The organism is Streptomyces sp. NBC_00358, assembly GCF_036099295.1.
GTDB lineage: Bacteria > Actinomycetota > Actinomycetes > Streptomycetales > Streptomycetaceae > Streptomyces.
In genome coordinates this window covers 5,068,157-5,092,779 of record NZ_CP107976.1, presented here as the reverse complement: position 1 = coordinate 5,092,779, position 24,623 = coordinate 5,068,157, and the positions used below count along the sequence as shown (strand labels likewise).

The following is a 24,623-nucleotide window of genomic DNA, read 5'->3' as shown; positions in this document are numbered from 1 at the left end:
GAACGGTACTCCCCCGTTCCCCCATGAGTGGGCATAGTGCCAGAAGATGTCCTCTCCTTCGTACGGTCCGTCAGGTGCACGCGCGGCCGTCCGCTTCCGCGGAAAGGTGCGGAAAGGTACTGAGCAGCGGCGACACCCCGGGGCGGCACCTGGAGCGGACCGCCCCGTGGTTCACCCTGTCGGAGTGACGGCGACGCGGCCGACGCGATACGCCGGGCGCTCGCCTGTACGTGTTCCCACCGCTGAGCACCTCTCACCCCCTACGTCAGAGCCGACCCCGCAGCGCCTGCAGCACGGTCTCCAGCGACGTCACCACCTGCTCGGCTCCGGCGTCCCGAAGCAGCTTCTCCTTGCGCTCGTTACGCGCGTAGCCGAGGAACGGGACCCCGGCCCGCCGGGCCGCGTCCAGGTCCGAGCGGGCGTCACCGATCATGAGGGCCTTCGAAGGAGCGGCACCGAGGGCGTTCAGGGCCCGGTTGAGGCAGTGCGGGTCCGGCTTGAGGTGGTGCAGGTCCCCGGTGCGGCCGTAGATGTTGGGCGCGAAGCAGGCGGCCAGGCCGCGGCTCTCCAGGTAACGGGCCGCCGTGAGCGGGGAGTTGTTGGTGGTGATCGCCAGCCGGGCACCGACGGCGGTCCAGGTCCGTATCACCGCGTCGGCGTACGCGGTGGGCCACGCCTTGGGCACCGCCTTGAGTTCCTGCTGGGTGAACCGCGCCTCCAGTTCGGTCACCAGATCGCTGCGCGGGCTCCGCCGGTTCACCGCGTGCAGCACCACCATCGGGTCGGGGTGCACACGCTCCTCGGGGGTCAACAGGCCGTGCATCCCCTGTCGTTCGAGCCATTCGACCAGATCCCTCGCCACCCGTTCCGCCGAGTGCCCCGCGAACAGCCGGCAGACCGGCCCGTCGAAGTCGAACAGCACGAAGCGCGCCCGGGTGATCGTGTCCCGCAGGTTCTCTGTCTGTGTCGCCACCGCATCAGTCTGCGTCGTATCAGAAGTCACTAGGAGAGTTTCAGGTCCGTGGTGATGGTTTCCCAGAGGGCGTCGAACCACTTCTGCGATTCGGCCACGAACGCTTCGTCCCGCCCGCCCGTCCGCTTCTCGAAGGAGAAGAGCAGGGACTCGGAGCCGAGGGTGTCGTACATGTCCAGGACTCCGCCCTCCGCGGTCTCCTCCTCGCGCCTGGCGATCATGTAGTACGCCATCAGCGCCTCCGACTCGTTGAGCAGGTAGAGCTTCACCGGCGGCGTGAACGGAAGCGCCCGGAAGGTCACGTGGACGTCGATGCCGTGAGAGGAGCGCAGGGACTGGAGGTTGTGGCGCAGGACGTGCCCCTGGGCGTTGCGCTGTTCCAGCCAGCGCTTGTGGACCCGGTCGTCCTCGCCGCCGCCCTCGACGGAGATGGGGAACGCCAGGTTGATCTCCCGGCTGGGCAGCAGGATCCGGACGTCGATGCGTTCCGGGCGGATCCTCCCGTCGTGGATCCGGCGGACCGGCTCACCGAGGGCCAGCGTCATCGTCTCCGCGGTGAGACAGGCCGCGTCGATCCGCACATGGGGGACCGAGAACGCCTCGGCGAGCCGGGGGGCGAGGCCAACCATGGTCGGCTGCGGTCCGTTCCGGGTGGGAGCGGCCTCGGCGATCCGCGGCGGGCTGCCCTTGCTGACGTTGCTGAGCAGGCCGTCCTCCTGGAGCGCGCGCAGGGCCAGCCGGACCGCTCCGCGCTCGACGCCGAACTCGTCGGCCAGTTCCGCCTGGGTGGGCAGACGGTCGCCGGCCTTCAGCTCGCCGGAGCGGATGCGCTCCCGCAGGACGTCGGCGATCTCCTGGGGCGAAAGCCTTCTGCTGCTGTCACTCACCACAACGTTCTCCTGAGTCACGACCAAACGGTACAACTCTCTCCCATCTGTGGGGAGTTACTTGGAAGTTGTTTATAGATGCTTACCAAGTGGGGACAACATAGTCAGAGTTGGTGACCAACTCAGCCAAGATGGCGGAAGTTTTGCCTCCTCCCTCACCCATCCGTGGCGCCCACCACCCCAGCACGTCACAGAAGAAGCAGGAGGAACCACCATGCCCGCCATCGCCCTCCTCTCCGCCGTCTTCGTCGTCGGCTTCGAGCAACTCGTTCAGTGGCAGTACGGGCCGACGGGCATCGTCGGCCTGCTGCTGCTCACCATCGGGATCAAGGCGAAGAACCCCACGTGCAGCTCCATCGGGGCTGTCGTGCTGGCCCTGCTGGTCGCGGGGCCCGCCATCAGCTCGTGATCAGCAGTTCCGAACTGATGGTCTCCCAGAGCGCGTTGAACCAGAGGTGGGACTGCTCCACGAACGTGGTGTCCCGCAGTCCCGCTCCCTGGCCGAAGGCGAACAGCATCGACTGCGTTCCCTCGGCGTCGTACGTCTCCAGGTATTCGTGGTCGATCTCCTCGCCCCGCCGCGCGAGCGTGTAGTACGCGAAGAGCGCCTCCGCCTCGTTGAGCAGGTACAGCTTCACGGGCGGGGTGAAGGGCAGCGCGCGGAAGGAGACCCGCACGTCGATGCCGTGGGTGGCCCGCAGCGCCAGCAGGTTGTGCCGCAGCACCCGCACCTGCGCGTTGCGCTGGGCGAGCCAGCGGAGCCGCGGACGGTCGTCCGCCATGTCGTCGACCGGCGTGGGAAACGCGAGGTCGATGTGCCGGCTGGGCAGCAGCACCCGGACGTCGACCCTGGCCGGTTCCATGCGCCCCGCGTGAATCTCGCGCAACGGCTCGCCCATGGCGAGGGTGAGCGACACCGCGGTCAGGCACAGGGCGTCGATCTCCACGTGCGGGACCGCGAAAGCCGCGGTGATCCGCGGGGCGAGCGCCACCATGGTGGACTGCGGCGGGGCTTCCGGCCCGGTCAGAGCCCTCTCGGGATGGTCCGCCACCGTCGCTGGGCTCCCCTTGGACACATTGGACAGCAGCCGCTCCGAGTGCAGGATGCGCAGCGCCTGGCGCACCGCGCCGCGCTCGACGCCGAACTCGTCGGCCAGCTTGGCCTGGGTCGGCATGCGCTGGCCGGCCCGCAGCTGACCGGACCTGATCCGGCTGCGCAGCTCGTCGGCCACCTCGCGGTGTGACCTCGGCGGCCGTGGTGACCTGTTCCGCCCGTTGACGGCGGCATGCTCCGGCTCCACAACCAGAACCCTACAACTTCCCGCCATCTTTGGGCAGTTGCCGGATAGGTGGTTATGAGTCGCCCCAACACGGAGATACGTAAGAGTGAGTTGGTCGCCAACTTGCACAACATGGTCAAGCTTCCAGAGGGTTGGCCGCCGAGTTTCCACCTGGACGCCGGGTGGTCCGGGCGGACGGTCCTCAGCGGGGTTCCACGTCCCCGTCCCCGAGGAGGGACCGTCATGCCGCTCGTCGCCCTCGCCGTCGCCGCCCTGGCCATCGGATTCGAGCAAGTCATCCAGTGGGAGTACGGGCCGATGGGCATCATCGCGTTCGTCGCCCTGTCCGTCGGGCTCAAAGCCCGGAACACCACGATCAGCGGCATCGGGGCCGTGATCCTCGTGATGCTGCTCGCCCAGTCCGGCTGACCGGACGCTGTCGTCCGGCAGTCCGGCCGACCGAGCTCCCCTCCGGAGGGGAGCCGGGAGCCCGGTCGGCCCGCACCACCGCACCACCACAACCACAACTGAATCGCTACGGATCAGCAGTCGGCACCCGCGTGGAAGGAGGCGGCAGGAGAACCCCACCGTCAGCAGCAGTTCAGAAGATGTCCGGGCACCAAGGTCGCCCGGCCGTCCGCAGCAGGGCGTCGGCCATGGAGGCGGCGCCCTCTTGCCCTTCCCGGACCCGGCCCAGCGCCACCAGCCGTACCGCGGACTCGTCCCCGAGCCACAGCATCGCCAAATCGGCTATGGAGAGCACCAGTTGGGCTTCCTCCGTGGTCGGATCGCAGGTCGCCGTACCGTCCGGGGCGACCTGGAGCCGGTATCGGCCGCCGTCCGGCCCGCTCTCGTCGAGCACGTCGAGCACGAGCGTCCCGGCAGCCCCGTACGTCCGCGCCTCCATGGCCCGTACGACATCCAGGATCCGCACCCAGAGCCAGTCCGTCTGGGTGGTGACCCGGGCGGCACGCGGGTCCGGCAGGAACTGGGGAAGCAGGTCGTCGGGGGCGCGTCGGCAGCTCCTGACCCGGGTGATCCAGTCGATCGAGCAGAGGTAGTGCCACAGGGCACGCTCGGCCGCCGGGGTCACCGCGAGCAGCCAGTTCACGTCCGCCGTGATCTCGGGCTGGTTGGCGTCGCCCCAGTTGTCGTCCGCCGTGTAGGAGACGAGGCCCTCGATCCCGCCCGCCGCCGAGCGGTACGCGGCGTAGAACGGTTCCTTCCGGTCACCGGCGCCGAACGTCAGCAGGCCGGTGCTGACCTGCCACCAGCGGGCGTCCCGGCTCACGGCGCCGGGCCGGCCGCGCCGGAACCGTTCGTGCAGCTCGGGGCCCGCCTTGCGGACGTCCTCGGCGTCCACCAGGTCGATACGACCGCCGTCCGCCGGGCCCGCCCAGCGGGGGTCCAGACCGGTGCGCTGCACGTCGATGGTCCACTTGGTGGTGCTGGTGGCCGGGCCGAAGCCGTAGCGGCCGTAGATCGGGTACTCGGCGGCGATGAGTGTCGCGACGACATCGCCCCGCTTGCGCGCCGCCGCGAGGTCGGCCTCCATCATGCGGGTGAGAAGGCCCCGGCGGCGGTGCGTGGGCGAGACGGTGACGTTGGAGATCGCGTCGGCGGGGACGATCGCTCCGCCGACCGCGGTGAGCTCCTGCGGGAACGACCTGAACGTCGCCACGCAGCGGGAGCCGTCGTACGCGCCCAGCGTCCTCGACGGGATGATCCCCGACGCCCGCGCCTCGGCCTCGTCCTCCGGGACGACCGGCGGTTGCAGAAACCCCGTCTTCAACGCGCGCAGCCAGTCCGGGATGTCGGGGGGCGTGATCGGCCGTACGTCGATCGGGTGAATGGCGTCGAGGGCGTCGAGCGGGCTCATACGACCACGCTAGGCGGCCCCCACGGGAGGTGTCGCCCGGTTTTCCGGGCGCCGCCTCCTCCCCACGTCCGGCATCGGGCCGGGCCGGCCCGATGCCGGACTGGTGAAGGCCGGCAGGCGGGTGCAGGCCCGTGCAGACCCGTGCCGGAGTCGGGGTGGTCGGTCAACCACAGGCCGAGGGGGCAGAGGGCAGACTCCACGGCAGTACGGGCCCGGCGCGGGCCCGTGCCGTCTCCTCACGGGGAACCGTCTCCCGACGGGGCACGCCCCCGGCGGCCGGGTGCCCGAAGCCCCCTTCGGCCGGGACCCTGTCCGGCCCTTGGACCGGCCTGTGGGTCGGCCGCGCTCGGGCGGACCAGCAGCCGGTACTGGCCGGCGGCCCGGTCAGAACGCTGCCCGGATCTCCCCCACCTCGCGGCCACCGCCCAGCAGGGGGGCGGCGCCGATCCTGGCGACCACCGGCGCGTCCACGCCCAGCAGGCCCAGGGCTCGGGCCAGCACCGGACCCAGCGCGCGGCCCCCGCCGTCGTCGATCTTGAAGGCGAGGGCACGCCCGTCCGGCAGGGCGACCGCCTGGACCGCTTCGGCGCCCATCTTGGACAGGGCCCCGGGGACCGCGCGCATCAGCCAGGTGTCGGGGCGTCGGGTGCCGGCGACGTACTCGGGGTGCGTGCGCATGGCGTCGGCGACGCGGCGTTCGGCGGAGCCGGGGGCCGCGAGCACGAAGGAGCGGAAGGCACGGGCGAGACCCGTGAGGGTGAGGGCCATCAGCGGGGCTCCGCAGCCGTCCGTGCCGACCGCGGCGACGGTCTCCCCGGCGTTCTCCTCGACCACGGAGTGGATCAGCCGCTGCAGCGGGTGCTCGGGATCGAGGTACGACTCGGTGGGCCAGCCGCGCTGCAGGCACACCGCGAGCATCGCCGTGTGCTTGCCGGAGCAGTTCATGGTGACCCGGTCGCGGACGGCACCGGAGGCGAGGTAGGCCTCGGCCTCGACGGGGTCCAGCGGAAGGTCCGCCGGGCACTGGAGCTGCTCGGCGGTCAGCCCGTGCTCGACGAGCATCTTCTGGACGAGGTCGCGGTGGAAGACCTCTCCGGAGTGGCTCGCGGCGGCGAGGGCGAGGCGCTCTCCCGCCAGGTCCAGGCCCGCGCGCAGGACGCCCGCGGCCTGCATGGGCTTGTTCGACGAGCGGGGGAAGACCGGCGCGGCCACCTCGCCGAGCGCCAGCTCGACCGTCCCGTCCGCGGCCAGGACCACCAGGCTGCCGCGGTGGTGTCCCTCGACGAAGCCGGAACGCACGACCTCGGCGAGGACGGGAAGCACGCCGGACCCGCCGTGGGAGCCCGTCGTACCGGTGGAGCTGCCCGGCGTACCGGGTATCCCGGCGGAGCCGGGTATCCCGGCGGAGCCGGGTATGCCGGCGGAGCCGGGTATGCCGGCGGAGCCGGGTATGCCGGCGGAGCCGGGTATGCCGGCGGAGCCGGGTATGCCGGCGGAGCCGGGTATGCCGGCGGAGCCGGGTATGCCGGCGGAGCCGGGTATGCCGGCGGAGCCGGGTATGCCGGCGGAGCCGGGTATGCCGGCGGAGCCGGGTATGCCGGCGGAGCCGGGTATGCCGGCGGAGCCGGGTATGCCGGCGGAGCCGGGTATGCCGGTGGAGCCGGGTATGCCGGCGGTACCGGTGGAGCCGGATGTTCGGGGGGCGCCGGGTATCGCGGTCGGCGCGGAGGAGTCTTCGGGTGTGCTGGGAGTGACGGGCATCGGCGGTGGCCTTCCGGAACGGGGACCCGCTCGGAAGGCGTCGGCCGGGTCGTGTCCCGGACAACACCCCCGCCTGCGCGGAGCGGGAGCGCGCCTCCTGTATCCGGCGCAACCCCTCGGCCCCGGGATCGCCGGGGCCGCCACGTCACATGAGCAGGTCGTCTACTTGTGCTTCGCCTTCACGGTACCTGCGGGCGATCTCGGCGCTGCAATCGTCCGCCGTGCGCTGAAGCTGCTGGCGCCGCCGGGAGACCTGCTGCTCATAGCGCACGAGCCGGCCCAGACCCGCGCCCAGCTCCTCGTCCGTCCGGGCGTCCAGGTCCGACAGCTCCACCTCGGCGAGCATGTCGGCCGCCAGCGCCCGGTACTCCTCACCGTGCGGCGTGCCCACCGTCACATGGCGGGCCGAGGAGCGGTACCGCGCCGGTGCGTCCGTGAGGATCTCCGAGAGCCGCTCGACGACGGAGTGCTTCCCCCGGTCCACGGACGACCGGTGCCCGGAGACCGCCCCGGCCATCCGGCGCTCCCCGCGGCCAGCGAGCTCCGCCCGCAGGATGTCGATACGCCCCTGGAGCAGCCGCCGGACATAGCTGAGGTCCGCCTCGTCCCGCTGGGCGTCCCGGCGCAGCGTCCGCAGTTCGGGAAGCCGGAGCGCGGCGATGCCGGGGCGGCCCTGCTCGGCCGCCGGCGGACCGCTGTCGGTGCGCTGCACCGGCGGCCGGGCCGTCATCCCTTCCGTCCGTGCGCTCGTGCGGGTCAATGACACGGCCCCGGGCTGCTGCCCGGTACTCGATGTGCTCATGTGCCTCTACCGTCCCCTCGACCGGCGCGGTCCACCCAACGGGCGCACCGCAACACCCCGCATGGTGCCACCCCCGATGGCCGCTATGTGCCCGAGTGACCCGATCAGCCCCAGATGGCGGGTTGGTTACCCCTGAAAATCACGCGAAGGGCCCGCAGCGCGCCGCGTCCCCGTGACACGGCATCATGGTCCGCATGCGTGCGGTGGTGCAGAGGGTGGACGGCGCGAGCGTCGTCGTGGACGGCGAGACGGTCGGCGAGATCAGCGGCGAGGGACTGTGCGTCCTCGTCGGGGTCACGCACGAGGACACCAAGGAGAAGGCGGCCCAACTCGCCCGCAAACTCTGGTCCGTCCGGATGCTGGCCGACGAGCGGTCCTGCTCCGACAGCGACGCGCCGCTGCTCGTCATCAGCCAGTTCACGCTCTACGGCGACGCCCGCAAGGGCCGCCGCCCCACCTGGAACGCAGCGGCCCCCGGTGATGTGGCGGAGCCGCTCGTCGACGAGGTCGTCGCCCAGCTCCGCGCTCTGGGCGCCACGGTGGCCACAGGCCGTTTCGGCGCCCGGATGCGCGTCTCGCTGACGAACGACGGCCCGTTCACCGTCCTCCTGGAGATGTGAGCCCTACGGCTCGACCACGACCTCCTGCGCCGCCGCCGTCGAGTCCGCCATGAGCGGGGCGTCCAGCGGCACGTTGCGCTTCACGAGGGCCAGGGCGATCGGGCCCAGTTCGTAGTGGCGTACGGAGGTGGTGATGAAGCCGATCTTGCGGCCGTCGGGATCCTCGCCCGCGAGGCGCAGCTCGGTTCCGTGCGGGGGCAGATGGACCTCGCTGCCGTCGAGGTGGAGGAAGACCAGGCGGCGCGGCGGCTTGCCCAGGTTCTGGACGCGGGCGACCGTCTCCTGGCCGCGGTAGCAGCCCTTCTGGAGATGCACGGCGGTGCCGATCCAGCCCAGCTCGTGCGGGATGGTGCGGTGGTCGGTCTCGAAGCCGACGCGGGGCCGGTGCTGCTCGACGCGCAGGGCCTCGTGGGCGAGCAGTCCGGCCGGGGGGCCGGTCTTCTCGGCGTACGACTCCAGGTCGGCGCGCGGAAGGAAGAGATCACGGCCGTACGGCGTCTCGCGGACGACGACTCCCTCGGGGACCTCGGCGATCGAACCGGCCGGGAGCTCGACGACGGCGAAGTCGGCGGTGCGGTCGGCGACTTCGACGCGGTAGAAGAACTTCATCGACTCCAGGTAGGCGATCAACGCCTCCTGGGTGTCGGGTTCGGTGTGCATCCACACCGTCGTGCCGTCGTCCACGAGGTACAGCGCGTGCTCGATGTGGCCGTTGGCCGAGAGGATCAGCGCCTCGGTGGCGCGCCCCGCCGGGAGGTCGGTGACGTGCTGGGTGAGCAGGAGGTGCAGCCAGGCGAGGCGGTCGTCGCCGGTGACGGTGACGACTCCGCGGTGCGAGAGGTCCACGAAGCCGAGGCCGTCGGCAAGGGCGCGCTGCTCACGGAACAGGTCGCCGTAGTGGGCGGCGACGCCTTCGTCCACACCCTCGGCAGGAACGGCGCCGGGCAGGGACAGGAGGGAGCTCTTCATGGACATACACACTACGACCGCGCGGTCGCCGATTTTATTTCTGTCACTTCTGAAGGGCTGCCTGGCAGTCCTTGCAGCGGCCGAAGATGGCGAAGTGCTTCATGTCCGTCTCGAAGCCGAAGGTGTCCCGGAGTTTCGCGGTGAACTCGGCGGCGACGGAGACATCGGCCTCGATGACGTTCGTGCAGTCCCGGCAGACGAGGTGGATGTGGTGGTGCCGGTCGGCCAGGTGGTACGTCGGTGCGCCGTGCCCCAGATGGGCATGGCTGACCAGCCCGAGCTCCTCAAGGAGCTCCAGGGTCCGGTAGACGGTGGAAATATTGACCCCCGACGCCGTCTTCCTCACTTCCACGAGGATGTCGTCGGGGGTCGCGTGCTCCAGGGTGTCCACTGCTTCGAGGACAAGCTGGCGCTGCGGCGTCAGCCGGTAGCCGCGCTGCCTGAGGTCGCTCTTCCAGTCGGTGCTCACCACACTGGAAGTCTAGGACCATTCCCGTCGGAGCCGGCCTGATGAACTGCACGGCGGCTCACGAACGGCACGGCGGCCTACTTGAAGAAGGCGATCCCGTCGTCCGGCATGTCGTCGGGCAGGTCCTTGGCCCAGCGCTCGACGTCCTCCGGGGTGACGACCTTCTTCAGGTGCCCCGACATGTAGGGACGCAGCTCGACCTCGGGGGTCTGCTTCTCACCGACCCACATGAGGTCGCTGTTCACATAGCCGTAGAGGCGCTTGCCGCCGCTGTAGGGACCGGACGCGGCCGTACGGGCCACGGCGTCGGTGACCAGGTCGATCTGCGGCTTCTTGTCGGCCAGCTCGCCGTACCAGATCTCGACGACGCCGCTGTCGCGGGTCATGACGACCTCGACCTTGCGGTCGGCGTCGACCCGCCAGAAACCGGCCTCGGACTCCAGCGGCCGGACCTTCTCGCCGTCCGCGTCGAGCACCCAGCTGTGCGAGCGGTACTCCAGGAAGTCCCGCCCGTCGTGCGTGAAGCTGACCTCCTGCCCGAAGTTGCACTTCTCGGAGCCGGGGAAGTCGTACACGCCGACTCCGGCCCAGTCGCCGAGCAGGAAGACAAGGGGGACCAGGTCCTTGTGGAGGTCCGACGGGATCTCGATCATGAGCTGAGCAGTTCCTTGATGGGGGTCAGCGCTGGCCCTGGTACAGCTTCTTCACGGTCAGTCCGGCGAAGGCGAGCACGCCGACGCAGACCAAGGCCAGCAGGGTTTCGAAGAAGATCTCCACGGGGTGCTCCTCGGTGAGCGGAACGGGTCCCCGCCCGGACGCAGCCGGGACTGGGGAGGTACACAAAAGCCGGGCCCCAGCTTACGCGGCTGGGACCCGGCGTTCTCTTTCAGGTGTGCCCTGGCGGGCCGCGGCCCTCAGCCGAGGAGCTGGCTCTGCAGGACGACCGTCTGCTGGAAGGGGACCGCGCGGGCGGAGCCCTTGCGGGACTGCACCACCAGGGCGAGGGTGTCCCCGGCCACCAGGTACGCCTGCCGGACCTGCCCGGCGCCGTACGGCTTGGCTTCCGTGTACGGGTACCGGGCGACGTTCGCGACCGGGGTGACGTGCGAGAAAGCCTCGTCGTTGTGCACGTCGGCGGCGCCTCGCGCCGCGAACTTCGGGCTGTCCCAGCTCGTGAACTCCTCCTGCTGGAGCTCGTCGACGACCGCGGCGGTGTCGAACCGGAGCAGGTAGATCCGGGTGTGCGTGCCGTCCGGGGTGGTCCAGCCGCGAGCGGCGATGTGCCGCAGGCCGTAGTCCGTCAGCAGCTCGTCGATGTGATCGCGGTCGTCCTTCGAGGCGTACTCGGCGAGGAAGCCCTTCCTCGGCAGCCAGCCGTCCGTACCCCGCAGGGCCTTGTCGGCCGTCGCGCCCCGGGGGGCCGGCAGCAGCAGCTCACGCAGGTCGGCGTAGTGCACGCCGGCCTTGTTCGCCTCGGCGAAGGGGCGCGGGCTGCCCGAGGGCAGCGGCGGGAACTGGATCTCGGGGTAGTTCCAGCGCCCGTCGGACACGGTCGCCAGGCCCGGGACGTCGGTGCGCCGCATCTCCGTGATGCCGTACGTGGCGCCCGCGCAGGCCGCCGCGAACGCCACGGTGGCCGCGGTCCAGCGCAGCACGGCCCGCAGGACCCGGCGGTCCTTCTTCACCGGGGGTCCGACCGGGAGCGGTTCGGCCGACGGCGCTTCCAGAGGTGCTTCGGGTGCTGCTGCCGGTGCTGTCTCCGGTGTCGCGGCTACCGGTGCTGTCTCCGGTGTCGCGGCTACCGGTGCTGTCTCCGGTGTCGCGGCTACCGGTACTGCCTCCGGTGTCGCTGCTTCCGGTACTGCCTCCGGTGCTGTTTCGGCAGACGCCTCAGGGGCTTCTTCCGAAGCCACAGGCGCAGCAAGGTTCTCGGTCATACGGCCTCCCCCGGGTCCGTGATCCTGTCGAGCTGGGCGGCCAGGAAGCGGGCGACGGCAGGGCCGTCCAGCGGCTTGACGCCGGAGACGGTCGCGCTGACCAGCACGTCTCCCTCGTATGCGGAGCAGACCATCATGTCGAGCTTCTCGCTGCTGTCCTTGGGCGGGAGGAAGCACCCGGCGTTCTTGTGGCCCTTGATCTTGGGGCCCTTGCGGAAGATCCCCAGCGCGTCGAAGATCGCGTTCTGCGCCGTCGAGATCTCCCGCACGGTCCGCTGGTTCGCCATCTGGGAAAGCGTGACGCTCGCGGTGAAGGTCTTCTTGTCGTAGTCCGCGTAGACGTCCGAGCTGAGGTAACTGCGCATCACCATGCCCTTGATGCGCTCCTCGTCGATCCGCTTCTCCAGCTTCCGCCGCTGGGTGCGCGGCAGGTCGCTGATGGCCTCCTTGCGGAGTGCGGCGGCCTGGCTGCCGCTCAACTCGGCCTCGGCGCCGAACTCGGCGAGGTCCGGACCACGCGTGTAGTCGTCGCCGTAGGGCAGGAGCATGCCCTTGAGGCCCGTGTCGGGCTTCGCCTTCTCTTCCTTGTCCTTCACGGCCTTCGGGAAACGCCAGGTGGGCTTCCCCGGGTCGCGGTCGGCCCCGTCCACGGTCACGACGGTGCAGCCGACGCCACCGATCACCGCCGCGACCAGCAGGACAGCGCCGGAGACGGCGGCTATTCGGCCACGCCGCAGGCGCTTCTTGGGCGCGACGGTCTCGCCGGCGGGCACGCCGGGGCTCTCACCGGGGCCCTCGGCGGTGTTCTGCGCGGGGTTCTCGGCGGGGTTCTCGGCAGGGCTCTGCGCGGGGTTCTCGGCGAGGCCCTCGGCAGGGTTCCCGATGGGGTTCTCGGCCGGACTCTCGGCGGGGTCCTCGATGGGGTTCTCGCTCACAGTCGACCCACCTGCCGCTTGGCCAGATCCATGATCTTTTCCTTGGGAATCGGCTTGGTGTCGTAGACCCAGACCTCCATGGCGATGTCACCGCGCCAGGCGTGCGCCTCCGCCGAGTAGATCGGGAGGTAGCCGGCCTTCGTCTCGGGCCGGGTGTGGACGTACACCATGCCGTCCCCGGTGCCGGGGAGGGGCCGGCTGTTGGTGCCTGCGTCCTTCTCCGCCCAGTAGTACGCGTTGTCGGCGGCCTCGGAGGCCTTGAGGGACTCCTCCTGGCGGTACTGCACCAGACGGATCTCCACGCTGTACGTACTGCCCTGCCGCCAGCCGACGACGGCCGCGCGGCGGAACTCGTCGGCGACGAGGGTGCCGAAGGCGCCGGCCGGCTTCTTGTAGGAGTCCGCGTACTCCGTCAGATTCATCCAGCCGTCGTCGCCCGTCCATTCGCTCTCCCTCGTGCCCTTCGGCCGGGGAAGCAGCAGCTTGCGCAGGTCGCCGTTCGTCTTCACCCGGTCGTCCTGGGCGGCGGACAGCGGCTCGGGACCGTCACCCTTGGCCTGGGCGACAGCCGGCTGCGACAGCGACGGCAGCTTGGTGGGCTCGCTGTCGGCCTGCACCAGATATCCGGCGCAGGTACCGGCGACGAGACCGAGCACGGCGGCCGTGGCGATGAGCAGGGTCGTGCGTCCGCGCCGACGGGCGCGCGGTACTGACGGAGCGTCATCCGGCTCGGCGGGCGCGGCCGTCCGCTCGGCGGGCGCCGCGGGTCCATCGGACTGCGCGACCGCCTCGGTCTGTGCCGGGGCCTGTGCCGGGGTCGAGTCCGTGGCCGCTGCCGAGTCCGATGCCGAGTCGGTGGCCGACGCCGGAGCCGATGCCGCGTCCGTGGCCGACGACGGTGCCGCGTCCGTGGCCGACGCCGGAGCCGGGGACGCCTCGACAGGTGCGGGCTCTACGGGTTGCCCGGACGTCTCGGGCTGTTCGAGCTGTCCGGGCTCACTGTCTGCCGTACCGGAACCAGCAACCGGCGCAACCTCGGGCACGCTCGGTCTTTCCGGTGTTTCGGGTACTTCGGGTCCTACCAAGACGTCCCCCCACGAACGTGAAGTACGGATTCCGTATCCGCGTGCACAGGAGACTCATGGTCCCCGCACGGGGTTGCCCGGACGTTGATCACGATTCGGAATACCATGGCGGCCATGGCGAACAAGCTCGTGATCAAGGTGACGGCGGGGGCCGATGCCCCGGAGCGCTGCTCACAGGCGTTCACCGTCGCGGCGGTGGCCGTGGCCAGTGGCGTGGAGGTCTCCCTCTGGCTGACCGGGGAGTCCGCGTGGTTCGCGCTGCCGGGCCGCGCCGCCGAGTTCGAACTGCCGCACGCCGCGCCGCTGCCCGATCTGATCGACTCGATCCTGGCGGCCGGGCGCATCACCCTGTGCACCCAGTGCGCGGCCCGCCGCGACATCACCGAGAAGGACGTCCTCGACGGCGTGCGGATCGCGGGCGCGCAGGTGTTCGTGCAGGAGGCGATGGCGGACGGGACGCAGGCGCTGGTCTACTGACGCCGTCCGCACGTCTCCGGCGGCGGGGCCCGTGCCTCCGCCGACCGCGCCGTGGCCCTACTGACCGCGTCTGCGCCGCGCGCGGGTGTCCACCCAGAGGCAGAAGGGGTGGCCCGCCGGGTCGAACAGCACGCGTACGTCCTCCTGGGGCTGGTGCTCGGCGAGCCGGGCGCCCTGCTCCACTGCGTGTTCGGTCTCCTCGGCGAGGTCGTCGACCTCGATGTCGAGATGGAGCATCATCCGCTGGTCGCCGGGGCCCGCGGGCCATACCGGCGGCGTGTAGTGCGGCTCGGTCTCGAAGGCGAGCGCGACCCCGCCGAACGGCGGACCGATCAGTACCCAGTCGGGCTCCTCGGCGCGCACCTCGTATCCGAGCAGCCGCCGGTAGAAACCGGCCAGTTCATGGGCGTCGGGCGCGTCGAGCACCACGGTGGACAACCTCGTACGCGACATAGACGCCTTTTCCGCTCCCACCGCTGCCGCCGTTTCGCCCGCTGCCACCACGTCCGCAGCCGGCGCCGCCTTCCCGCTGCCGCCGCCCTGCCGCGGGCGCCGCCTCTCCGCCGACGGCGCCGTTCGCTCCACCGCCCGGCGCCGCTCTACGGCTGCCGCCGTTTCTTGCCGTCCAGCTCGTCCCACCACTCGTCGGACTTCGGGTCCCCGGACGGGTCGTCCCACCACCGGTCCTCCGGTCCCCGCCGGTTGGCCACCATCGCGGCCACCGGCGGAATCACCATGGCGACCACACACATCGCGACCGCCGCGGGGACCGACCACAACCGTACGACTCCCCAGGCGAGGACGAACAGCACGATGCACGTCCCCATCATGGCGAAGTACAGATGACGCCTGCGCGCGTACATACCACCAGCGTAGGCCCGGACAACCCGTCCGGCGCAGTGTCGGCGGCCCCCTGCGGGGCCGGGGGCGGGCGGAACGGGCAAGCCGAAGGGCCGCACCCCGATCCGGTAAGCGTCCAACCCCCGGGGGTGCGGCCCTTCGGCCGTTCAGTCGACTGCCGTCAGGGACGGCGGTCCGCCGTTCAGACGGCGATCGCGACCTCGGCGAGGCCGCCCGTCTGGGCGACGACCGTGCGGTCGGCGGTGCCACCGGGGACCAGCGCGCGGACGGTCCAGGTGCCCTCGGCCGCGTAGAAGCGGAACTGACCCGTCGCGGACGTGGGGACCTCCGCCGTGAACTCGCCGGTCGAGTCCAGCAGACGGACGTAGCCCGTCACCGGTTCGCCGTCGCGGGTCACCTGACCCTGGATCGTGGTCTCACCGGGCTTGATCGTCGAGGCGTCCGGGCCGCCGGCCTTCGCTCCACACATATTTCGATTCCGTCCTTCAGGCCTTGAGGGTTACTTGTTGGCGCCGAGCTCGATCGGCACGCCGACGAGGGAGCCGTACTCGGTCCACGAGCCGTCGTAGTTCTTGACGTTCTGCACACCGAGGAGCTCGTGCAGGACGAACCAGGTGAGCGCGGAACGCTCACCGATGCGGCAGTAGGCGATCGTGTCCTTGGCCAGGTCGACCTGCTCGCCGGCGTAGAGCTCCTTGAGCTCGTCGTCCGACTTGAAGGTGCCGTCGTCGTTGGCGTTCTTCGACCACGGGATGTTGCGGGCGCTCGGGACGTGGCCCGGACGCTGCGACTGCTCCTGCGGCAGGTGCGCCGGGGCGAGCAGCTTGCCGCTGAACTCGTCGGGCGACCGGACGTCGACCAGGTTCTGCGAACCGATCGCGGCGACGACGTCGTCGCGGAAGGCGCGGATCGAGGTGTTCTGGGCCTTGGCCCTGTAGGCGGTGGCGGTGCGGTCGGGGATCTGCGAGCCGTCGACCAGGTCGCGGGAGTCGAGCTCCCACTTCTTGCGGCCGCCGTCGAGCAGCTTCACGTTCTCGTGGCCGTAGAGCTTGAAGTACCAGTAGGCGTAGGACGCGAACCAGTTGTTGTTGCCGCCGTAGAGCACGACCAGCGTGTCGTTGCCGATGCCCTTCGAGGAGAGGAGCTCCTCGAAGCCCTCCTGGTCGATGAAGTCACGGCGGACCGGGTCCTGGAGGTCCTTGGTCCAGTCGATCCGGATGGCGTTCTTGATGTGGTTCTTCTCGTACGCCGACGTGTCCTCGTCGACCTCGACGACGGCCACGTTCGGGTCGTCCAGGTGGTCCTGGACCCAGTCGGCGTCTACCAGGACGTCACTGCGGCTCATGCTCGTTCTCCTCCGGGGCAGTTGCGGCGGGGTGGTGCGTTGGAGAGGGTGCGCGGTGCTGCATGCCGGTGAGGGCTGCGCGGCGCAATGGTGGCCCGGACAAGAGAGGTCCAGGGGCCCGGCTCGCGGAAGGCGGGAACGCTTCCGCTCAGAAGGTGCGACAGAGCATGGCGGCGACGCGGCACAGGTCTACTGCCCGCCGCTTCGTGAGGTCCGCCTGTCGCTTCATGGGTCCGATCGTAGGGACGGACAGGCGGACATGTCACCGGCGTGTCGAATATTGAGACGCGATCGTCCGCATTGTGATACGCGAGCCTTGCCGGGGCCCCGCCCGCACGGATTCTGGGGGTACGGGTCGCTCATCCATTCGACGGCGCATCTGCGGTACGGACAGGGCCGTCTCGCCTTTCGGACAACCGTCCCCGGAAAGAGCCCTTCGCCGCGCGACCGGGCCACCTCGGCGCCACCCCGCCCGCCCACGGGCCCGCCCCGGGCCGCTGCCGCCCGGCCTCACTCGGCCCGGCCGGCTTCACCCCGTCACCCCGTCGACCCGTCGCCCCGCGCCGGTCCGGCCAGATGCTGCCCGCCACCCGATCGGTCCGGTCGGGCCTTCTACCCGACGAGCCGGACGTCCGAACCCTTCACCGAGATCTCGACGCCCGTCGGGGCCGCCTCGACCTTGTCGAGCTTGATGCCGCCGGGCAGCTGCTCGATCTTCTGCTGGAAGTCGGTGATCGAGCGGATCCGGCCCTCGGCGAGCTGGACACCCAGCTTGGGCAGCGAGTCGGCGTGCACCTTCACGGTGTCACCGGAGACGGTGACGGAACTGAGCACCGAGACCGGCTCGGGCAGCTTGGCGCCCAGGACGGTCCCCGAGACGGTGACCTTGATCTTGCCGTTGCCGCCGTCCGAGAGGCCGATGACCTGGGCCGTGACGCCGGGCGCCACGTCCTCGGGCCCGGACTTCGCGGCCTTGAGCAGCTCGGCGTACGAGATCGACGCGGTGCCGGTGGCACTGCCGGCGGTGGCGGAGCTGTAGCCGCCGTCGAAGGCGACGCCGCGCATCTCGGCGTTGAGGTCGTCGATGCGGATGGTGCCGGCGGAGGAGCCCGTCGACGCCTCGTAGTTCTTGATGCCGATCTTCACGTCGTCGAGCTCGCCGCCGACGACCTGGGTGAGGAACGGAAAGCCCCCGATGGACACGTCGGGGGTGGCCGCGAGTCCCTCGGCGCTCTTGATCCGGCCGGCCGCCTCGTCCTCCGCGAACCCGACCGCCACCCGGTCGGCGAGCACGAACAGACCGCCGAGAACGACCAGCAGAATCAGGCTTATTCGCAGTGCGCGCATGCTCGATGTTCCCCCACCTGGGACGGCCCCGTCTGGACGGCCGAGTGACCGCCGAGCGCGAGCCTAACCCCGAAGGGCCCCCGGATCGGGGGCCCTTCGGGGGTGTTGTCGATCATCTGTGACGATCCGGAGAGGCTGGATGACCGGATCCGATCGGAACGGCTGGATCGGATCCGAACCGGTGGGACCGGCCGATCAGCCCAGCGCTCTGCCGAGCAGGTAGACCGCGGGAGCGGCGGCGGCCAGCGGCAGCGCCACGCCCGCGGTGAAGTGGACGAACCGCGAGGGGTAGTCGTAGCTGGCGACCCGGTGGCCGATCAGCGCGCACGCCCCGGCACCGAGGCCCAGGAAGGCGCCCTGCGTGCCCAGGTCCGTCATCCCGCCGACCGCGATGCCGGCGCCGGTGGCGGCCAGCAGCGCGACCACCACGGAGGCCGCGGTGGGCAGCGGCAGGGCGCGGGCCAGGATCGCCACGGCGACCGCGGCCGCGCCGACCGTGACGGCGTCCGGCTCGGCCGCCAGATGCCCGGCCGCGATGATCGACAGCGCCGCGGACACGACGGTCGCCATCAGGCCGTACATGCGGGTGTCCGGGTCGGCGTGGCTGCGCAGTTGCAGCACGAGGGTCAGCAGGACCCACACACCGAGCGTGCCGAGGATCGCGGCGGGCGCGTTCTCCCGGCCGGCCGCGAGCAGGGCCACGTCGGCGGTCACCGCGCCGAGGAACGCCAGCGCGATGCCCTGCCGGGCGGGCCACATCCCGTTCAGCCGGAACCAGCCCGCCGCGGTGACGGCCTGGAGCAGGACGAGGGGGACGACGAGCGCGTACTCGCCGATCGCCGCCGCTCCGGAGAGCAGCAGCGCGAGCAGCGCCGTCAGCGCGGCCGGCTGCATCCCGGGCTCGATGATCGGCGAGCGGCCCTCGGCGCGGGCACGCTGGGCGTCACTGATCCGGCTCTGGCCGACGACGGTCGCGGGCCCGTAGCCCGCTCCGGCCTCGCCAGGGCTCTCGGGAAGCGTCCCGCCGGGACGGGACGGGTCGGCCGGGCCCACGGCGCCGGGTGCCTCGCCGGCGGCCGGAGCGTGCTCCGGTGCCCACGGCCGCGCCGGAGCCTCGGGCGGCAGGGCCGCTCCCACGGCACCGCCGTACCCCTGGGGTTCGTCGTAGGCCTGGTACCCCTGCGCGGCCGGATACGCGGTGTCGGCCGCGGGGACCGGCGTGTGCGCCTGCGCCTCCCAGGTCCGCCCCTCCCACTGCTGGGTGTGCTGCTGCCACTCGGGCTGCGGCTGGGGCTCCTGCTGCTGGGGCTGCTGCTGCTGCGGTTGCTGATACGGGTCGTACGCCTCGTGCCGACCCTCGTACGGCTGGTTGCTCATCGTCTCGCTCACCCTCCTGCGAACGGCGGGAGCACCTCGACCGTGCCGCCCTCGGCCAGCCGTACCGTCTCATGCCCGCGGGTCCCCACGGGATCACCGTCGATCAGGAACGAGCATCGCCGCAGGACGCGGACGAGTTCGCCGGGGTGTCGTTCGCGGGCCGCGTCGAGCACCTCGGCGAGCGTGCCCGCGTCGTACGGCTCCTCGCCGACGCCTGCCGCGGCCTTGGCGGCGGCCCAGTAACGCACCGTGCCCTTTGCCATCTCGTTCCTCAATCAGCGATCTGGTGTGTGATGTCCGCGCGTCTGTTTGCGTGAACCCCGTCAGGCTAGCCCGCGTGGGTGACGGCCCAGTCCCCGATACGGGTGAGCAGGTCGTCGGGGGCGGCGTTCTCGGCGTGCCCCATGCCGTGCTCCAGCCACAGTTCGGCGTGGCCGCCGGAGGCCTCGGCCAGCATCCGCGGGTGGTCGACGGGGAAGTAGCCGTCCCGGTCGCCGTGGACGACGAGGAGCGGGGTCGGCGCGATGTGCGGGACGCACTCGACCGGGGACCGCGGCACCGGGTCCCAGTCGCGGTGGTCGATCCGGGTCCGCAGACCCAGCCGGCCCACGATCCGGCCCTCCGGGCGGGTCACCAGCCAGTGCAGCCGCCGCATGGGGGCCGTGCCCCGGTAGTACCAACGGGCCGGCGCGCTCACCGACACCACCGCGTCCGTACGCGCCCCTGTGCGCCCCTCGTGCTCCCGGCCGGGCACCGGCTCACCACCGGGCTCCCGGCCCTTCTCCGCGTGGAGCGCGGCGTGCCGCAGCACCACCGAGCCGCCCATCGAGAAGCCGACGGTCACGATCCGGGTGTGCCCGAGTTCACGCGCCCAGGCGACCGCCGCCGCCAGATCGTGGACCTCTCGGTCGCCGACCGTGGAACGGCCGCCCGACCGGCCGTGACCGCGGAAGGAGAAGGTGACCACCGCCCCCCTGCGGGCGAGGACGCCTGCCGCGCGGCGGACGTGCGGCCGGTCCAGATCACCCGTGAATCCATGGGCGACGATGAACGCGAGGTCACCTGACGACTCCGTTCCGGGGTCGTACGCCGCATCGATCGTCACCCCGTCGACCGTGCGCAGAAACCTCCGCGAAGGGGCACGCGACGTTGTCTCAAGGCGTGGACTCTTGAAAGATCGCGTCACTTGACCTGCCGGACCTGAGCTCATGTGGGCTATTCTGCTGGGCATGAGGACTCGGGCAGAGTAGCCCCCGGGTCCTTTTGTGCTTTCGGAAGCGTTGTATACGAAGCGGGAAACCGCAGGTGTACGGGCCTCGGACGCGCAGCGGATCCCAGGGGCGCGGGATCCGCACGTACAAGAGCAGTGCCGCAAACGTCCTCGCAGGGACCGAGGAGGAACCAGACGTTATGGGCGAGCGAACCGTGCACGAACGCAGGACGACCCAGGTGGGTGAGGCTCGATGAGTTCTCTGTTGCTCCTCACGAACGCCCTTCAGCCGTCGACGGAGGTGCTTCCCGCGCTCGGCCTGCTGCTGCACAACGTGCGCGTGGCTCCGGCCGAAGGCCCAGCTCTCGTCGACACCCCCGGTGCCGACGTCATCCTGATCGACGGACGACGCGATCTCCCGCAGGTCCGCAGCCTGTGCCAGTTGCTGCGCTCCACGGGACCCGGCTGTCCGCTCATCCTCGTCGTGACGGAGGGCGGCCTCGCGGCCGTCACCGCCGACTGGGGCATCGACGACGTCCTCCTCGACACCGCCGGTCCGGCCGAGGTGGAGGCGCGCCTGCGTCTCGCCATGGGCCGCCAGCAGATCGTCAACGACGACTCCCCGATGGAGATCCGCAACGGCGACCTCTCCGTGGACGAGGCGACGTACAGCGCCAAGCTCAAGGGCCGGGTCCTCGACCTCACCTTCAAGGAGTTCGAGCTCCTGAAGTACCTCGCGCAGCACCCGGGCCGCGTCTTCACCCGCGCCCAGTTGCTCCAGGAGGTCTGGGGCTACGACTACTTCGGCGGTACGCGGACGGTCGACGTACACGTACGGCGACTGCGCGCGAAGCTCGGGCCCGAGCACGAGTCGCTGATCGGAACCGTCCGGAACGTCGGTTATCGATTCGTTACCCCGGAGAAGGTGGACCGCGCCGCGGACGAGGCGAAGGCCAAGGCTGCCCAGCCAAAGCCGGAGGATGCGGACGAGACGGCGCACCTGGACGGCCCCGCCCCGGCGCAAGCCGCGGTAGAGCCGCAGGAAGCCGCCGTACGCCCTGCCCAGAGGTAGGTCCATCCGCGTAGACTCCGCGCGTGGCCAAGGTGACTAGGGATGATGTAGCGCGACTGGCGGGTACGTCCACCGCCGTCGTCAGCTATGTCATCAACAACGGACCCCGGCCGGTCGCCCCGGCCACGCGCGAGCGTGTTCTCGCCGCGATCAAGGAGCTGGGGTACCGGCCCGACCGGGTCGCCCAGGCCATGGCCTCGCGGAAGACCGAGCTCATAGGCCTGATCGTGCCGGACGCGCGCCAGCCCTTCTTCGGGGAGATGGCGCACGCCGTCGAACAGGCCGCCGCCGAGCGCGGGAAAATGGTCCTGGTCGGCAACTCCGACTACATCGCCGAGCGCGAGGTCCACTATCTGCGGGCCTTCCTCGGCATGCGGGTCTCCGGGCTGATCCTCGTCAGCCACGCGCTGAACGACCACGCGGCCGCCGAGATCGACGCCTGGGACGCCCGGGTGGTGCTCCTGCACGAGCGCCCCGAGGCGATCGACGACGTGGCCGTCGTCACCGACGACATAGGGGGCGCCCAGCTCGCCACCCGGCACCTTCTGGAGCACGGGTACGAGTACGTGGCCTGTCTCGGCGGCACGGCCGAGACGCCCGCCGTCGGCGACCCCGTCTCCGACCACGTCGAGGGCTGGCGCCGCGCGATGCAGGAGGCCGGCAAGCCGACCGAGGGCCGCCTCTTCGAGGCCCCCTACAACCGGTACGACGCCTACCAGGTCGGCCTGGAGCTGCTCGCCGGGCCGCACCGGCCGCCGGCGATCTTCTGCTCCACTGACGACCAGGCCATCGGTGTCCTGCGCGCCGCGCGCGAACTGCGCATCGACGTGCCGGGGCAGCTCGCGGTCGCCGGGTTCGACGACGTCAAGGAAGCGGCCCTCACCGACCCTCCTCTGACAACGATCGCATCGGACCGCTCGGCGATGGCCAGAGCGGCCGTGGACCTCGTCCTGGACGACGGGCTGCGGGTGCCCGGGTCCCGCCGCGAGCGGCTGAAGCTGTTCCCCTCCCGGCTGGTGCTACGCCAGTCCTGCGGCTGCCAGTAGGCCCCCGGGCCCGCCGCCGCCCCACATACGGACAGCGGAGATCCCCGCGCCCCTGAGGGGACGCGGGGATCTCTGTTCACAGCGGTGGGACGGACGGGAACTAGAACAGCAGGTTGTACTGGTTGAAGCCGGTGCCGAGGCTCTTGCGGGTGCCGAAGAGGCTGCTGGAGGCCTTGCCGGTGCCGGGGTAGAGCCAGAGCGTGCCGCCCGAGTCACGGGTGACGACATCCGCGATGCCGTCGCCGGTCACATCGCCGTTGGCCACGTACGAGGTGAAGTTCCAGCCCGTACGGGCCTGGACGCGCGCGGAGAACGGGGTCTTCTCGACCTGCGTGCCGCGGTAGAGGTACAGGACGCCCGAGCTGTTGCGGACCAGCAGGTCGGCGCGGCCGTCGCCGGACAGGTCGCCGTGGCCGAAGATCCTGACGTTCTTCCACGCCTTGTCGACGATCTTGACCCGGCCGTAGAACTGGCCGGTGCCCTTGCCCGGGTAGAGGTAGACCGAGCCGTCGGCGTCCACCGCGACCAGGTCGGGGCGGGAGTCGCCGGTCAGGTCGCCGGGGACGGCGTACGACTTGTAGCCGCCCCACACCGAGCTGATCTGCATCCACTCGAACTGGCCCGTGCTGTGGTTCAGGTAGCTGCGGTAGAGCTTGCCGTCACCCTTGTCCCGCATGATCAGGTCCTGGTAGAAGTCCCGGTCCAGATCGGCCTGGAGGACCCAGCCGGCGTTCTGCCAGTTGTTGCCCTGGTAGGCGCGGGCGGTCAGCGAGGTGCCCTTGCTGTCCTGCTCGAACAGACCACCCGAGGGCGTGCGCTCCAGCAGGTCGGCGCGGCCGTCGAAGGTCAGGTCCGTGTCGTCGATGCGGGGCTGGGCGGCCCAGGTGTACGACGACACCTTGGTGAACACCGGGTAGGCGCCCTTCGCGGTGCAGCCGGAGACACCCCACGAGACGATGCCGACGACCTTGCCGCCGACGATCACCGGACCGCCGGAGTCACCGTTGCACGGGCTCTTGGTGCCCTCGTCGACGCCGGTCGCCGGGGTGCCCGCACAGAACATGGAGCCCTCGACGAAGTCGTCCTCACCGAGGACCGAGTTCATCGCGCTGTTGCAGGTGGAGTCGGAGACGAGCGGCAGAGTGACCTTGCGCAGGTTCGCCGACAGGTCGGCGTCCGAGGCGCCGGAGGTCAGGCCCCAGCCGTAGACGGTGGCGGAGTTGCCGGCCTTGTACGAGGCGCTGTCGCCCGCGGCCACCAGCTTCTGCCACTGCTGCTCCAGAGGACGGTCCAGGGTGAGGACCGCGATGTCGTTCTGGAGGGTCGCGCTGTTGAAGTGCGGGTGGTTCCACTGGCGGTGGACGCCCGCGACGGTGCCGTTCGTGTCGTCCAGCAGACCGGTGGCACCGGCGACCACCGCGCCGTTGTCCGCCCAGTCCAGACCCGCGACGCAGTGGGCCGCCGTCAGGACCTTGTTCGGGGCGACGAGGGTGCCGCCGCAGAAGTAGCCGACCTGCGCCGTGCTGTCGTAGTAGGAGAGCTGGACCATCCACGGCGCGGAGGAGATCGTCGTCTCGGTGCCGCCGATGATGAACGGCGTCTTCTTGGGAGCCGTGCCGGGAGTCGCCTGCGTCTTGGCGGCTTCGACGACGCGGTGGCGCAGCTCCTTGTCGGAGGCGGTCGGCGAGGGTGCCGACGAGGACCGGGCGACGCTCGCGCCGGGCGGTCCGGCCGGATCACCGGCGGCGGTGGCGGGCTGTGCCGCGAGGGCGCCGGCGCAGGTCAGCGCCAGCGCGAGAGCGGCCGCCGGCAACGCCGTGGCGGGGCGTCTCCAGCGGTCGCGCAGGGCAGGTATCACTCAGGACTCCTGGTGTGGGTGCGTGTGCCGTCTTCTTCGTCAGAGGCCGAGAAGGGCATACGACGCACCGGCCCGATCGACGGCAGCAATCGCTTGCGTCGATGTCGGGCGTAACCGCGGAGCCCCCCTCCGGCCCGGGAATCGTAGGCCTCACCTGCCCCTGGACACACGACCTCCACAACGGTCGGACGAGTGTTCGTTTCCGCCCTTCCGTGGCATCACCCGGAGGCAACCCGCTGTTCGCCGGAGCGCGGCGGCCCGGGTGACGGGGCCCGTTCCGGACCCCTCCGGGAGCCGGTCCGGGCACACCGGGAACGCACGGAGGGCTCGCAGGGGACTCGCAGCGCGCTCGCAGAAAGCGTCTTTATATCGGGCATACGAGGTTCTGTCGGGCTTCTCAGGGACCACTCAGGGAGCTCTCATGATCGGGGGA

Annotated in this window: 28 protein-coding genes; 6 read left to right on the top strand and 22 right to left on the bottom strand. The window is 70.8% G+C overall.

The genetic code is table 11. The annotated features are described in order from the left end of the window. Positions 1-265: 265 nt before the first annotated feature. The gene (locus OHT01_RS21595) at positions 266-1,054 is read right to left on the bottom strand and encodes an HAD family hydrolase (protein WP_328554759.1); all 789 of its coding nucleotides are present in this window, start codon (positions 1,052-1,054) and stop codon (positions 266-268) included. After that, positions 1,003-1,887, bottom strand: a complete 885-nt coding sequence (locus tag OHT01_RS21590) for a winged helix-turn-helix domain-containing protein (RefSeq protein WP_328554758.1) — start codon at positions 1,885-1,887, stop codon at positions 1,003-1,005. Before OHT01_RS21590 ends, OHT01_RS21595 begins: the two co-directional genes overlap by 52 nt. Before the next feature lie 187 nt (positions 1,888-2,074). On the opposite strand from OHT01_RS21590, the gene OHT01_RS21585 reads away from it, so the two are divergent. Then, the gene (locus OHT01_RS21585) at positions 2,075-2,269 is read left to right on the top strand and encodes a hypothetical protein (RefSeq protein ID WP_328554757.1); all 195 of its coding nucleotides are present in this window, start codon (positions 2,075-2,077) and stop codon (positions 2,267-2,269) included. On the opposite strand, the gene OHT01_RS21580 is transcribed toward OHT01_RS21585, so the two are convergent. Next, positions 2,259-3,167, bottom strand: coding sequence for a winged helix-turn-helix domain-containing protein (locus OHT01_RS21580; RefSeq protein WP_328558208.1), 909 nt, complete (start codon positions 3,165-3,167; stop codon positions 2,259-2,261). The genes OHT01_RS21585 and OHT01_RS21580 overlap by 11 nt on opposite strands. Positions 3,168-3,383: 216 nt before the next feature. Here OHT01_RS21580 and OHT01_RS21575 point away from each other — a divergent pair, with 216 nt between their 5' ends. After that, on the top strand, positions 3,384-3,569 hold the full coding sequence (locus OHT01_RS21575; protein ID WP_328554756.1) for a hypothetical protein: 186 nt from the start codon (positions 3,384-3,386) through the stop codon (positions 3,567-3,569). A gap of 172 nt (positions 3,570-3,741) precedes the next feature. Here the strand turns inward: OHT01_RS21575 and OHT01_RS21570 are convergent, their stop codons facing one another. The 3 genes from OHT01_RS21570 to OHT01_RS21560 all read right to left on the bottom strand — a co-directional run bounded on the left by OHT01_RS21570 (position 3,742) and on the right by OHT01_RS21560 (position 7,582). Further along, positions 3,742-5,019, bottom strand: coding sequence for a GNAT family N-acetyltransferase (locus OHT01_RS21570; protein WP_328554755.1), 1,278 nt, complete (start codon positions 5,017-5,019; stop codon positions 3,742-3,744). Positions 5,020-5,403: 384 nt separating this feature from the next. Further along, on the bottom strand, positions 5,404-6,399 hold the full coding sequence (locus tag OHT01_RS21565; protein WP_443043537.1) for an asparaginase: 996 nt from the start codon (positions 6,397-6,399) through the stop codon (positions 5,404-5,406). 526 nt (positions 6,400-6,925) lie between these two features. Next, positions 6,926-7,582 carry an RsiG family protein gene (locus tag OHT01_RS21560; RefSeq protein WP_328554754.1) on the bottom strand — a complete coding sequence of 219 codons (657 nt, stop codon included), beginning with the start codon at positions 7,580-7,582 and terminating at the stop codon, positions 6,926-6,928. A gap of 194 nt (positions 7,583-7,776) precedes the next feature. Between OHT01_RS21560 and dtd the strand changes: the two genes are divergently transcribed. Continuing rightward, positions 7,777-8,202: a D-aminoacyl-tRNA deacylase gene (gene dtd, locus OHT01_RS21555; protein WP_328554753.1), complete on the top strand. Its 426-nt coding sequence runs from the start codon at positions 7,777-7,779 to the stop codon at positions 8,200-8,202. A gap of 3 nt (positions 8,203-8,205) precedes the next feature. Here dtd and ygfZ read toward each other — a convergent pair whose 3' ends face one another. The 6 genes from ygfZ to OHT01_RS21525 all read right to left on the bottom strand — a co-directional run bounded on the left by ygfZ (position 8,206) and on the right by OHT01_RS21525 (position 13,555). Then, positions 8,206-9,171 (bottom strand): CAF17-like 4Fe-4S cluster assembly/insertion protein YgfZ, encoded by a 966-nt coding sequence (ygfZ, locus tag OHT01_RS21550; RefSeq protein ID WP_328554752.1) that lies wholly within the window; start codon positions 9,169-9,171, stop codon positions 8,206-8,208. A 43-nt stretch (positions 9,172-9,214) separates the two neighbouring features. Further along, positions 9,215-9,643 (bottom strand): Fur family transcriptional regulator, encoded by a 429-nt coding sequence (locus OHT01_RS21545; RefSeq protein ID WP_328554751.1) that lies wholly within the window; start codon positions 9,641-9,643, stop codon positions 9,215-9,217. Between the two features lie 74 nt (positions 9,644-9,717). Then, positions 9,718-10,293, bottom strand: coding sequence for an FABP family protein (locus OHT01_RS21540; RefSeq protein WP_328554750.1), 576 nt, complete (start codon positions 10,291-10,293; stop codon positions 9,718-9,720). A gap of 261 nt (positions 10,294-10,554) precedes the next feature. After that, complete coding sequence (locus OHT01_RS21535) at positions 10,555-11,325, bottom strand: hypothetical protein (RefSeq protein ID WP_443043423.1); 771 nt, start codon at positions 11,323-11,325, stop codon at positions 10,555-10,557. A gap of 248 nt (positions 11,326-11,573) precedes the next feature. Continuing rightward, a complete protein-coding gene (locus OHT01_RS21530) occupies positions 11,574-12,512 on the bottom strand; it encodes a hypothetical protein (protein WP_328554749.1) in 939 nt (312 codons plus the stop codon). After that, positions 12,509-13,555, bottom strand: a complete 1,047-nt coding sequence (locus OHT01_RS21525) for a hypothetical protein (RefSeq protein ID WP_328554748.1) — start codon at positions 13,553-13,555, stop codon at positions 12,509-12,511. The genes OHT01_RS21530 and OHT01_RS21525 overlap by 4 nt, the downstream gene beginning before the upstream one ends. 156 nt (positions 13,556-13,711) lie before the next feature. Here OHT01_RS21525 and OHT01_RS21520 point away from each other — a divergent pair, with 156 nt between their 5' ends. Continuing rightward, a complete protein-coding gene (locus tag OHT01_RS21520; RefSeq protein ID WP_328554747.1) occupies positions 13,712-14,074 on the top strand; it encodes a DsrE family protein in 363 nt (120 codons plus the stop codon). Between the two features lie 57 nt (positions 14,075-14,131). Here the strand turns inward: OHT01_RS21520 and OHT01_RS21515 are convergent, their stop codons facing one another. The 9 genes from OHT01_RS21515 to OHT01_RS21480 form a co-directional block, all read right to left on the bottom strand. Next, positions 14,132-14,527, bottom strand: a complete 396-nt coding sequence (locus OHT01_RS21515; RefSeq protein WP_328554746.1) for a VOC family protein — start codon at positions 14,525-14,527, stop codon at positions 14,132-14,134. Positions 14,528-14,673: 146 nt separating this feature from the next. After that, positions 14,674-14,937, bottom strand: a complete 264-nt coding sequence (locus tag OHT01_RS21510) for a DUF3099 domain-containing protein (RefSeq protein ID WP_328554745.1) — start codon at positions 14,935-14,937, stop codon at positions 14,674-14,676. 179 nt (positions 14,938-15,116) lie between these two features. Beyond that, on the bottom strand, positions 15,117-15,404 hold the full coding sequence (locus tag OHT01_RS21505) for a DUF1416 domain-containing protein (protein ID WP_054232391.1): 288 nt from the start codon (positions 15,402-15,404) through the stop codon (positions 15,117-15,119). A gap of 30 nt (positions 15,405-15,434) precedes the next feature. Then, the gene (locus OHT01_RS21500) at positions 15,435-16,280 is read right to left on the bottom strand and encodes a sulfurtransferase (RefSeq protein WP_328554744.1); all 846 of its coding nucleotides are present in this window, start codon (positions 16,278-16,280) and stop codon (positions 15,435-15,437) included. Positions 16,281-16,428: 148 nt separating this feature from the next. Beyond that, positions 16,429-16,509 (bottom strand): putative leader peptide, encoded by an 81-nt coding sequence (locus OHT01_RS40180; RefSeq protein WP_350310325.1) that lies wholly within the window; start codon positions 16,507-16,509, stop codon positions 16,429-16,431. A 383-nt stretch (positions 16,510-16,892) separates the two neighbouring features. Then, entirely contained in the window at positions 16,893-17,627 is a 735-nt protein-coding gene (locus OHT01_RS21495) for an LmeA family phospholipid-binding protein (RefSeq protein WP_328554743.1), read from the bottom strand. A gap of 195 nt (positions 17,628-17,822) precedes the next feature. Then, on the bottom strand, positions 17,823-19,004 hold the full coding sequence (locus OHT01_RS21490; protein ID WP_328554742.1) for a hypothetical protein: 1,182 nt from the start codon (positions 19,002-19,004) through the stop codon (positions 17,823-17,825). A gap of 8 nt (positions 19,005-19,012) precedes the next feature. After that, positions 19,013-19,267 carry a MoaD/ThiS family protein gene (locus OHT01_RS21485; RefSeq protein WP_328554741.1) on the bottom strand — a complete coding sequence of 85 codons (255 nt, stop codon included), beginning with the start codon at positions 19,265-19,267 and terminating at the stop codon, positions 19,013-19,015. Positions 19,268-19,332: 65 nt separating this feature from the next. Then, on the bottom strand, positions 19,333-20,214 hold the full coding sequence (locus OHT01_RS21480) for an alpha/beta hydrolase (RefSeq protein WP_328554740.1): 882 nt from the start codon (positions 20,212-20,214) through the stop codon (positions 19,333-19,335). A gap of 253 nt (positions 20,215-20,467) precedes the next feature. Between OHT01_RS21480 and OHT01_RS21475 the strand changes: the two genes are divergently transcribed. Both OHT01_RS21475 and OHT01_RS21470 read left to right on the top strand, forming a co-directional pair. After that, the gene (locus OHT01_RS21475) at positions 20,468-21,286 is read left to right on the top strand and encodes a response regulator transcription factor (RefSeq protein WP_328554739.1); all 819 of its coding nucleotides are present in this window, start codon (positions 20,468-20,470) and stop codon (positions 21,284-21,286) included. Between the two features lie 23 nt (positions 21,287-21,309). Further along, positions 21,310-22,332 (top strand): LacI family DNA-binding transcriptional regulator, encoded by a 1,023-nt coding sequence (locus OHT01_RS21470; protein WP_328554738.1) that lies wholly within the window; start codon positions 21,310-21,312, stop codon positions 22,330-22,332. Positions 22,333-22,432: 100 nt separating this feature from the next. Here the strand turns inward: OHT01_RS21470 and OHT01_RS21465 are convergent, their stop codons facing one another. Beyond that, positions 22,433-24,190, bottom strand: a complete 1,758-nt coding sequence (locus tag OHT01_RS21465) for a trypsin-like serine protease (protein ID WP_328554737.1) — start codon at positions 24,188-24,190, stop codon at positions 22,433-22,435. Between the last annotated feature and the right edge of the window lie 433 nt (positions 24,191-24,623).

Coding starts and splice junctions, on each gene's coding strand:
- OHT01_RS21585 (WP_328554757.1), top strand. CDS start 2,075: ATGCCCGCCATCGCCCTCCTCTCCGCCGTCTTCGTCGTCGGCTTCGAG.
- OHT01_RS21575 (WP_328554756.1), top strand. CDS start 3,384: ATGCCGCTCGTCGCCCTCGCCGTCGCCGCCCTGGCCATCGGATTCGAG.
- OHT01_RS21570 (WP_328554755.1), bottom strand. CDS start 5,019: ATGAGCCCGCTCGACGCCCTCGACGCCATTCACCCGATCGACGTACGG.
- OHT01_RS21560 (WP_328554754.1), bottom strand. CDS start 7,582: ATGAGCACATCGAGTACCGGGCAGCAGCCCGGGGCCGTGTCATTGACC.
- dtd (WP_328554753.1), top strand. CDS start 7,777: ATGCGTGCGGTGGTGCAGAGGGTGGACGGCGCGAGCGTCGTCGTGGAC.
- ygfZ (WP_328554752.1), bottom strand. CDS start 9,171: ATGAAGAGCTCCCTCCTGTCCCTGCCCGGCGCCGTTCCTGCCGAGGGT.
- OHT01_RS21540 (WP_328554750.1), bottom strand. CDS start 10,293: ATGATCGAGATCCCGTCGGACCTCCACAAGGACCTGGTCCCCCTTGTC.
- OHT01_RS21520 (WP_328554747.1), top strand. CDS start 13,712: ATGGCGAACAAGCTCGTGATCAAGGTGACGGCGGGGGCCGATGCCCCG.
- OHT01_RS21515 (WP_328554746.1), bottom strand. CDS start 14,527: ATGTCGCGTACGAGGTTGTCCACCGTGGTGCTCGACGCGCCCGACGCC.
- OHT01_RS21510 (WP_328554745.1), bottom strand. CDS start 14,937: ATGTACGCGCGCAGGCGTCATCTGTACTTCGCCATGATGGGGACGTGC.
- OHT01_RS21505 (WP_054232391.1), bottom strand. CDS start 15,404: ATGTGTGGAGCGAAGGCCGGCGGCCCGGACGCCTCGACGATCAAGCCC.
- OHT01_RS21500 (WP_328554744.1), bottom strand. CDS start 16,280: ATGAGCCGCAGTGACGTCCTGGTAGACGCCGACTGGGTCCAGGACCAC.
- OHT01_RS40180 (WP_350310325.1), bottom strand. CDS start 16,509: ATGAAGCGACAGGCGGACCTCACGAAGCGGCGGGCAGTAGACCTGTGC.
- OHT01_RS21495 (WP_328554743.1), bottom strand. CDS start 17,627: ATGCGCGCACTGCGAATAAGCCTGATTCTGCTGGTCGTTCTCGGCGGT.
- OHT01_RS21490 (WP_328554742.1), bottom strand. CDS start 19,004: ATGAGCAACCAGCCGTACGAGGGTCGGCACGAGGCGTACGACCCGTAT.
- OHT01_RS21485 (WP_328554741.1), bottom strand. CDS start 19,267: ATGGCAAAGGGCACGGTGCGTTACTGGGCCGCCGCCAAGGCCGCGGCA.
- OHT01_RS21480 (WP_328554740.1), bottom strand. CDS start 20,214: ATGAGCTCAGGTCCGGCAGGTCAAGTGACGCGATCTTTCAAGAGTCCA.
- OHT01_RS21475 (WP_328554739.1), top strand. CDS start 20,468: ATGAGTTCTCTGTTGCTCCTCACGAACGCCCTTCAGCCGTCGACGGAG.